The following is a 7500-nucleotide window of genomic DNA, read 5'->3' on the forward strand; positions in this document are numbered from 1 at the left end:
CTCGATCATCATCAACTACCTTGCGCAGGACCGCGTGCTGGGCCAGCCGGAAAGCGTGATCGGCTGGATGATCGGCCTTTACTGGGGCGGCGCGATGGTGGGCCGCTTCATCGGCTCCTACTTCCTGCGCATCTTCTCGCCGGGCAAAATCCTCGCGTTCAACGCGGCCGGTTCGATCGCGCTCATCCTCATCAGCACGCTGACCACGGGCGAGGTATCGGCCTACAGTCTGCTGGCGGTGGGCCTGATGAACTCGATCATGTTCCCCACCATCTTCTCGCTCGCCTGCGAGAAGCTGGGACCGCGTGCGGCCGACGGATCGGGCATCATCAACGTCGCCATCTTCGGCGGCGCAGTGGTCCCGCTGCTCTACGGCGTCCTCGCCGATACCAGCGGCAGCCTCGCCTTCGCCATGATCCTCCCCATCGCATGCTACGCCATCATCGCCGGCTTCGGCATCTTCGCAAGAAGGCCTGCAGTCGCATAAGAATTCGCATTCGCGACGACACTTCGGGGGTTCGCAAGGTAGCTTCGCTCTGCCATGCGGCCCCCGAATTCTTTTGAGCCACAGGGACGCCCATGACCGACGCCGAACTCGCCGCCCATCTTGCCGAAGTGGCGGGCAAGATCCTCATCCAGGTGCGCGAGAGCGGCATGTTCGAAGGCAAGAGCCTCGGCAAGGCCGGCGACCAGACGGCCAACCAGTTCCTGTGCCACGCGATCGCGCAGCAACGTCCGGATGACGGCCTGCTCTCCGAAGAAAGCCAGGACACCGACGAACGCCTGGCAAAAGAGCGGGTCTGGATCGTCGATCCTGTCGACGGGACCCGCGAATATGGCGAGGCTCGCAGCGACTGGGCCGTTCATGTCGCTCTGTGCCTCGGCGGCAAGCCGGAGATCGGCGCAGTCGCCCTGCCCGGCCTCGACATGGTCCTGCGCACCGACAGGCCCATCGAAGTGCCTCCTGCTGCGGCTACACCGCGCATGGTCGTGAGCCGCACGCGGCCCGCCAGGGAGGCCCTTGCGGTCGCCGAGGCGATCGGCGCCGAATTGGTGGGCATGGGCTCGGCAGGTGCCAAGGCCATGGCCGTCGTGCGCGGTGAAGCCGAAATCTATCTGCACACCGGCGGGCAATACGAATGGGACAGCGCCGCCCCTGCCGCGGTTGTTTTGGCCCACGGCCTGCACGCCAGCCGCATCGACGGCAGCCCGCTCACCTACAATCAGGCCGATACATATATGCCCGACCTGCTCATCTGCCGACCCGAATGGGCCGAGCGGGTGCTTGCCGAGGTCGCGAAGATCCCCGGCTAGGTCTCGACCTGCGCCAGCAATTGTCTCGCACGGCTGAGATGGGGCCGGTCAAGCATCCTGCCTTTGTGCCCGATGGCGCCGGCGCCCGGGTGGGCTTCGAACAGCGCCACGATTTCGCGGGCCTCTGCGATTTCGTCCTCTCCCGGGGTGAAGGCGGCGTTGATCACCGGAACCTGTGCGGGATGGATCGCCAGCATTCCGCGGTAGCCATCGCGTCTCACGCGCTCGGCGCGGGCGTTCAGGCCTTCCAGATTGCGGAAATCGCCGTCGATCGTCTCGATGGCGGGTACACCCGCGGCTGCAGCGCCCAGCAGGGTCAGGCTGCGCGCCAGTTCATAGGTGAACGTGTATTGCCCGTCCGGCCCGCGGTTCGAAAGCGCCCCGATGGAATCGGCAAGGTCCTCCGCCCCCCACGTCATGGCCACCAGGCGGGGTGCGCCTGCATAGTCGCCGGTCGTGAACATCGCGGCGGCGACTTCGGTAACCAGCGCGATCACCGGCGTGGTCCCGGCGGGAATGCCGTTTTCCAGCTCCAGCGCAGTCAGCATCCGGTCCAGCTCTTCGACGTCATGCCGTCCCCGCGATTTGGGAAGCATGATACCGCCCGGCCCCACGGGCATGATCGCATCGAGATCATCCGCGGTGTGCGGGCCGTCCAGTGGATTGACGCGCACCCATAGCCGCTCCCGCTCGGCGTCGCTGCGCCCGGTCAGGAACGTGCGGATCGCTTCGCGTGCGCCCCCCTTGGCATCCTCCGCTACCGCGTCCTCGAGATCGAAGATCACGATATCCGCGTCGCCCTCGGCGGCCTTGGTCATCTTTTTCTCGCTGTCGCCGGGCGCAAAGAGCCATGATCGGTGGCGGGCGGGAAGGCGTGCTGCTTGGGTCACTTCGCAAAATCCTCGAATTGGTCTTGTGTCCTAGAGCGAAGGAGGGGCGGTATGGTCAAGGCCGGGAGGCTGCCGAATGCCATATGGAGAAGGTCCGAAGCACGACCGGCACCGGGATCCATGCAGGGATTGAAACGATTTTCCTTCTTGCTCGCTTGTATGGCGAAGGGAAAAATTATGGCGGCACGCGCATATTGGCAGGGGCAGATCAGGCTGGCGCTAGTCTCGATACCGGTGGAGATCTACTCCGCCACGAAATCGGGCGCAAAGATCCGCTTCAACCAGATCCACGAACCGAGCGGCAAGCGGATTTCCTATGAGAAGGTGGTCCCCGGGATCGGCCCGGTGGACCGCGACGAGATCATCAAGGGTTACGAGATCTCCAAGGGCAATTACGTGCTGCTCGAGGAAGACGAGATCGAAGCGGTCAAGATCGAGAGCAAGCGCACGCTCGAACTGGTCCAGTTCGTGGACGCCTGCGAGATCGATCCGCTGTATTTCGAGAAGCCCTATTATGTCGCCCCGCAGGACGAGCTGGCGGAAGAAGCCTTCATCGTGCTGCGCGAAGCGTTGCGAAAGGCGAAAAAGGTCGCGCTCGGCCAGCTTTCTGTCCGGGGGAGCGAGAAACTCGTCGCGATCAAGCCCTGCGGCAAGGGCCTACTGCTCGAAACCCTCCGCTATGCCGACGAGGTCCGTCAGGGGCAGGCATTCTTTGACGAGATTGACGATGCTAAGCCCAAGAAGGAACTGCTGGATCTCGCCAATACGCTGATCGAACAGAAAAGCGCGCCGTTCGATGCGGGCGAATATGAAGACCGCTACGTCGATGCCCTGCGCAAGCTGATCGACAAGAAGGCGAAATCCAAGAGCAAAAAGGCGATCATCGAGGATGTGGACGAGAAGGATACGTCCGGCGGTTCGAATGTGATCGACCTGATGGCGGCGCTCAAGAAGTCCGTCGGTGAGGACAAGCCCAAGAAGGCGGCCAACACGAAGGCAGCCAAGAGCAAGAAGTCGGCCTAGCCATGGCGGGTGCGAAGGATGCCCTCGGCGAATACAATGCCAAGCGCGATTTCAAGCGCACTCCGGAACCTGCGGGCGAAAGCAAGGGCAGCAAGCACGGAAACCTCTTCATCGTCCAGAAGCACGACGCGACTCGCCTGCACTGGGACCTGAGGCTGGAGGTCGATGGCGTGCTGAAAAGCTGGGCAGTGACGAAGGGCCCCTCGCCCGATCCCGATATCAAGCGCCTTGCGGTTCGCACCGAAGACCATCCGATTTCCTATGCCGAATTCGAGGGAGTGATCCCGAGAGGCGAATATGGCGGCGGCACGGTCATGCTCTGGGACCGGGGAAGCTGGCAGCCGGTCGAAGGCAAGAGCGCGAAGGACCTCGACAAGGGGCATCTCCATTTCCGCCTCGATGGCGAACGGATGAAGGGGGAATGGCTGCTCATCCGCCTGAAGAAGAAGGCCAAGGAAAAGCGGGAAAACTGGCTGCTGCGCAAATTGCAGGACGAATGCGCCGAAGAGGGCGATGCCTTGGTGGAGCGCGAACTGACCAGCGTGCTCACCGGCCGATCCATGGCCGAAATTGCGGCGGACAAGGAGGGCGAATATTCGCTCGCGGGCAAGAAGGATGGCGCCTTTCTCGCCCAGATGGAGAAGGCACCGCAGCGAAACGCGAAAAAGGGCACCTCGAAGCGACGCAAACCCGCTCCGCTGCCGAAATACCGCAAACCCCAGCTCGCTACGCTGGTGGACGCGGTGCCCGCAGGCAATAGGTGGATGCACGAAATCAAGTTCGACGGTTACCGCACGCTGGTCGCCGCGAAGGGCGACAAGGTCCGCATCTATACGCGCAACGGCAAGGACTGGACCGACAAGTTCGGCCCGCTGGTCGAAGCCATCGCCGGTCTCGATCTCCCGGCCTGCCTGATCGACGGCGAGATCGTCGCCTATGATGCCAAGGGCAATCCCGATTTCTCCAGCCTGCAGAAGGTCCTGAAGAGAGGCCACGGCTCCCAGACCGGGTCCGACCGCCTTGCTCTCTATGCCTTCGACCTCCTCGAGCTGGACGGCGAGGACCTCAAGGACCTGCCCAATGTCGAGCGCAAGGAACGGCTCGAAGCGCTGCTTGGCAAGGCCGAAGCACCGATCCATGTCGCCGAGCACATCCTGGGTGCCGGCGAAAAGCTCTACCGGGCCATGTGCGATGCCGGGCAGGAAGGGATCATCTCGAAAACCGTCGATGGCAGGTATTCCTCTCGCCGCAGCAAGTCGTGGGTGAAGGTCAAATGCACCCGGCGGCAGGAATTCGTCATCATCGGCTGGAAGAAATCGAGCGCGAAGGGCCGCCCGTTCGCATCGCTCCTTCTAGCCCAGCATGAGGGCGGCGAACTCGTCTACAAGGGCAATGTCGGAACAGGCTTTGCATCGGACGATCTCGACAGTGTTTCAGCCTCGATGAAGCGCTTGATCCGCAAGACCCCTGCAGCGCATGTGGACCGTGCCTCGTCCCGCGGAGTGACCTGGATTACCCCCAAACTGGTCGCGGAAATCGCCTTTGCGGAATTCACTGCCGATGGAAACGTGCGCCACGCAAGCTTCCTCGGCCTGCGCGAAGACAAGGATGCGGCCAGCGTCAAACCGGAGAAGGCTAAGCCCGGTCCGACCGAAGGAAAGGCCGTCGAGATTTCCAGCCGGGACCGGGTAATCTTCCCCGACAGCGGCCAGACCAAGGGCGATCTGGCAGACTATTACGAAACCATCTCCCCGCTGATGCTGCCCTTCGCTACAAGGCGCCCGATAAGCCTCGTTCGCTGCCCGCAAGGCCGGGCGAAGAAGTGCTTTTTCCAGAAGCATGACAGCGGGAGCTTTGGCGACGCGGTTCACCACGTACCCATCCGCGAAAAGGACGGCGGGCACGAAGACTACCTGTATGTCGACGATCAGCGCGGACTGCTCCAATGCGTACAGATGGGTACGATCGAGTTTCACGGCTGGGGCGCGCGGTCGGATGATGTCGAGGCCCCCGACCGGATGATCTTCGATCTCGATCCGGACGAGGGGTTGGATTTCGGCGATGTAAAAAGTGCTGCGCGCGACATTCGCGATCAGCTTGCCGACCTGGGCCTCACCAGCTTCGCCATGCTGTCCGGCGGCAAGGGCGTGCACATCGTCGTCCCGCTCGCGACTGGTCACGATTGGGACCGGCACAAGGACTTCGCCCGGCGATTTGCGGAAGCCCTCAGCGTAGCGGAACCCGATCGCTTCACGGCGAACATGAGCAAGGCGAAGCGCAAGGGCCGGATCTTTATCGACTGGCTACGCAATCAGCGCGGTGCCACCGCCATACTTCCTTACTCGGCGCGTGCGCGATCCGGAGCTCCGGTGGCGGTACCGCTGGCGTGGAACGAACTCAAAGCCATGAAGAACGCCCATCCCTTTTCTATCGACGACGCCCAGACCCTGCTCGAGCGTGCCCAATCCAAACCATTGAATGGATGGGGCTTCGCGGATCAGCGTTTGCCCGACCTCTAATCGGTCGCGGCCGTCGAAACCCATTTCGAACTGTTGATCGGGGAATATAGAGGGCATGAATTCCACCTCTCGATTGCGCACGCAAAAACACCCTAGACGCGTCGCGCCTAAGGTGAAAATCGGAATCCCGATTAGAAAACCGTCCGGATACTGCCCGATTGGAGCAATAGATCCGAGCCGCAAAGCACTGGTTTTTGTATGTTTCGGTGGTTGCGGGGGTTGGATTTGAACCAACGACCTTCAGGTTATGAGCCTGACGAGCTACCGGACTGCTCCACCCCGCGGTACCATATGTTTCGCCCGGACCTGTGATCCAGAGACGAAAAAGCCGCCGCTCGGTTCGCACCGGCAGCGGCTTTTGAAACTGTGAATGGGTTATTCCACATGCCCGCCGGCTATAATGCCTGGCGACGACCTACTCTTCCAATGCTTGAGCACTAGTACCATCGGCGCTGTCCGGTTTCACGGCCGAGTTCGAGATGGGATCGGGTGGGTCACAGACGCTAAGGTCACCAAGCAATAAAGCTGGCGGACATGGGTTTTAAATCGATGCACGATACTGGGCGTTTATCCGGCTAGAGTTTCCTCCACCTCAAAGACAACCAGCAGGGCTGTCGTTGATGGTATGGATCCTACAAGCGCGAAAAGAACTATTAGGACCGGTTAGCTACACGCATTACTGCGCTTCCACACCCGGCCTATCAACGTCGTGGTCTACGACGGTTCGAAGATACCTTATCTTAAGGGAGGCTTCCCGCTTAGATGCTTTCAGCGGTTATCCCGTCCATACATAGCTACCCTGCGGCACCCTTGGCAGGATGACAGGTACACCAGAGGTATGTTCACCCCGGTCCTCTCGTACTAGGGGCAACTCCTTTCAAGTATCGACGCCCACGGCAGATAGGGACCAAACTGTCTCGCGACGTTCTGAACCCAGCTCACGTACCACTTTAATTGGCGAACAGCCAAACCCTTGGGACCTGCTCCAGCCCCAGGATGTGATGAGCCGACATCGAGGTGCCAAACGATTCCGTCGATATGAGCTCTTGGGAATCATCAGCCTGTTATCCCCGGCGTACCTTTTATCCGTTGAGCGATGGCCCTTCCACGAGGGACCACCGGATCACTATGACCGACTTTCGTCTCTGCTCGACCTGTCGGTCTCGCAGTCAGGCATGCTTATGCCATTGCACTCTTGCAGACGGTTTCCAACCGTCCTGAGCATACCATCGCGCGCCTCCGTTACTCTTTAGGAGGCGACCGCCCCAGTCAAACTACCCGCCATAGAGGGTCCCTGATCCGGATAACGGATCTAGGTTAGACATCAGAAAACAACAGGGTGGTATTTCACAGGTTGGCTCCACTCGGACTGGCGCCCAAGCTTCAAAGCCTCCCACCTATTCTACACAATTCTTTCCTAATGCCACTCTAAAGCTGCAGTAAAGGTGCACGGGGTCTTTCCGTCTAACCGCGGGTACTCCGCATCTTCACGGAGAATTCAATTTCGCTGAGCATATCCTGGAGACAGTGGGGAAGTCGTTACGCCATTCGTGCAGGTCGGAACTTACCCGACAAGGAATTTCGCTACCTTAGGACCGTTATAGTTACGGCCGCCGTTTACTCGGGCTTCAATTCGGAGCTTGCACTCCTCCTCTTAACCTTCGAGCACCGGGCAGGCGTCACACCCTATACGTCGTCTTGAAGCCGACTTAGCAGAGTGCTGTGTTTTTGCTAAACAGTCGCTACCCCCTGGC

The 7500-nt window shown here is 60.7% G+C and carries 5 protein-coding genes, 1 tRNA gene and 2 rRNA genes (1 of these 8 only partly in view); 4 read left to right on the forward strand and 4 right to left on the reverse strand.

Annotation, left to right across the window (positions count from 1 at the left end; genetic code table 11):
- Both AC13CE_RS03830 and AC13CE_RS03835 read left to right on the forward strand, forming a co-directional pair.
- Nucleotides 1-487, forward strand: a 487-nt coding sequence (locus AC13CE_RS03830; protein ID WP_482971545.1) for an MFS transporter, incomplete at its 5' end; no start/stop codon positions are given.
- 92 nt (nucleotides 488-579) lie between these two features.
- Complete coding sequence (locus tag AC13CE_RS03835; RefSeq protein WP_482971546.1) at nucleotides 580-1314, forward strand: 3'(2'),5'-bisphosphate nucleotidase CysQ; 735 nt, start codon at nucleotides 580-582, stop codon at nucleotides 1312-1314.
- On the opposite strand, the gene AC13CE_RS03840 is transcribed toward AC13CE_RS03835, so the two are convergent.
- The gene (locus tag AC13CE_RS03840; RefSeq protein ID WP_482971564.1) at nucleotides 1311-2132 is read right to left on the reverse strand and encodes an HpcH/HpaI aldolase/citrate lyase family protein; all 822 of its coding nucleotides are present in this window, start codon (nucleotides 2130-2132) and stop codon (nucleotides 1311-1313) included. The two genes, AC13CE_RS03835 and AC13CE_RS03840, sit on opposite strands and share 4 nt — an antisense overlap.
- A 249-nt stretch (nucleotides 2133-2381) precedes the next feature.
- Here AC13CE_RS03840 and ku point away from each other — a divergent pair, with 249 nt between their 5' ends.
- Nucleotides 2382-3227, forward strand: coding sequence for a non-homologous end joining protein Ku (ku, locus tag AC13CE_RS03845; RefSeq protein WP_482971547.1), 846 nt, complete (start codon nucleotides 2382-2384; stop codon nucleotides 3225-3227).
- Between the two features lie 2 nt (nucleotides 3228-3229).
- On the forward strand, nucleotides 3230-5746 hold the full coding sequence (ligD, locus tag AC13CE_RS03850) for a DNA ligase D (RefSeq protein WP_482971548.1): 2517 nt from the start codon (nucleotides 3230-3232) through the stop codon (nucleotides 5744-5746).
- A 207-nt stretch (nucleotides 5747-5953) separates the two neighbouring features.
- Here the strand turns inward: ligD and AC13CE_RS03855 are convergent.
- The 3 genes from AC13CE_RS03855 to AC13CE_RS03865 form a co-directional block, all read right to left on the reverse strand.
- Nucleotides 5954-6030: transfer RNA gene (locus tag AC13CE_RS03855), tRNA-Met, on the reverse strand.
- 118 nt (nucleotides 6031-6148) lie between these two features.
- Nucleotides 6149-6263: ribosomal RNA gene (gene rrf, locus AC13CE_RS03860) — 5S ribosomal RNA — on the reverse strand.
- A gap of 116 nt (nucleotides 6264-6379) precedes the next feature.
- Nucleotides 6380-7500 (reverse strand): 23S ribosomal RNA (locus tag AC13CE_RS03865) (it continues 1671 nt past the right edge of the window).

The organism is Qipengyuania sp. B-5 (genome assembly GCF_056857815.1).